The sequence below is a fragment of the Inquilinus sp. genome (assembly GCF_057815775.1).
This window is the reverse complement of sequence record NZ_JBYRFX010000722.1, coordinates 1-1,677: the sequence shown is the minus strand read 5'-3', so window position 1 is coordinate 1,677 and position 1,677 is coordinate 1. Positions and strand designations below refer to the sequence as shown.

Below are 1,677 nucleotides of genomic sequence, written 5' to 3'. Positions count from 1 at the left end.
GTGCATGGGATCGTAACTTTCTATCACGAGTTCCGGCGAACACCGCCCGGGCGCCATACGCTGCATGTGTGCCGTGCAGAGGCCTGCCAATCGGTCGGCGCCGAGGCAACCAGTGCGCATTTCCGTGAAATTCTGGGGGTCGACTGGCACGAAACGACGCCGAACGGTGGCGTGACACTGGAGCCGGTGTTTTGCCTCGGACTGTGCGCCACCGGTCCCGCCGCCCTGGTCGACGGCCGGCCGGTCGGGCGATTAAATCCCGAAAAAATCAACCGGATGCTGGAGACGCTGGCTTGACACGCGTTTTTGTTCCCCGCGACGCGGCCGCACTCTCGGTTGGTGCCGACGAAGTGGCGGCCGCCCTGGCAGATCATGCGGATGTGATCCGCACCGGCTCCCGCGGGTTGTTCTGGCTGGAACCGATGATCGAGGTCGAGACGCCGGACGGCCGCGTCGCCTACGGTCCGGTCGAGGCAGCCGATGTTCCCGGTCTGCTCGCCGATGGCCTGCTGACCGGCGCAGCGCAGCATCTGCGCCTTGGTATCCCCGACCAGATCCCGTTCCTCGCCCGGCAGACCCGCCTGACTTTCGCCCGCTGCGGCGTCGTTGATCCGCTGTCGCTGGAGGATTATCGCGCCAATGGCGGCATGGCCGGCCTGGACAAAGCCCGAGCGCTTGGCCCCGTCGGGATCATCGAGACCGTCATGGCGTCCGGTCTGCGTGGCCGCGGCGGCGCCGGCTTCCCCACCGCCATCAAATGGAAAACCACCCGCGAAGCGCCCGGCGCGCGGAAATACATCGTCTGCAACGCCGATGAGGGCGATTCCGGGACGTTTGCCGACCGTATGCTGATGGAAGGCGACCCGTTCTGCCTGATCGAGGGCATGATCATCGCGGGCCTCGCGATCGGGGCCGGCAAAGGTTACGTCTACACCCGCTCCGAATACCCCCACGCCATCGCCACCTTCGACAAGGCGCTCGCCAACGCTCGAGCGGCCGGGATTCTGGGCGCCGATTTCGACATCGAGCAACGGGTCGGCGCCGGCGCCTATGTCTGCGGCGAGGAGACGGCATTGCTGGAAAGCCTGGAGGGCCGCCGCGGCCAGGTCCGCGCCAAGCCGCCGCTGCCAGCCCATCACGGCCTGTTCGGCATGCCGACCGCGATCAACAACATGATCACCCTCGCCACCATCCCGGTCATCCTCCGCGACGGCGCCGAGGCCTACCAGGTTCTGGGCATGGGCCGCTCCCGCGGCACCATGCCGATCCAGCTCGCCGGCAATATCCGTTACGGCGGCATTTTCGAGGCTGGTTTCGGCGTCACCCTCGGCGAACTGGTGAACGACATCGGCGGCGGCACGCTGTCCGGCCGCCCGGTCCGCGCCGTCCAGGTCGGCGGCCCGCTGGGCGCCTATTTCCCCCCTTCCCTGTTCGACACACCGTTCGACTACGAGGCATTCGCCGCCAAGGACGGCCTGATCGGTCACGGCGGCGTCGTGGTGTTCGACGACACCGTCGACATGGCCCGCCAGGCACGCTTCGCCATGGAGTTCTGCGGCGCGGAATCCTGTGGCAAATGCACGCCGTGCCGCATCGGATCGGTGCGCGGCAAGGAGACGGTGGATAAGATCCTGGCCGGCCGAAATGTCGACGCCAACCTCGAATTGCTGCGCGACC

General features: G+C 67.1%; 2 protein-coding genes. Both read left to right on the top strand.

Annotation, left to right across the window (positions count from 1 at the left end):
- The coding region (locus AC3XYG_RS25320) for an NAD(P)H-dependent oxidoreductase subunit E (protein ID WP_489142641.1) at positions 1-297 on the top strand (297 nt) is incomplete at its 5' end.
- Positions 294-1,677, top strand: a 1,384-nt coding sequence (locus tag AC3XYG_RS25315) for a formate dehydrogenase beta subunit (RefSeq protein ID WP_489142640.1), incomplete at its 3' end; no start/stop codon positions are given. The genes AC3XYG_RS25320 and AC3XYG_RS25315, both read left to right, overlap by 4 nt.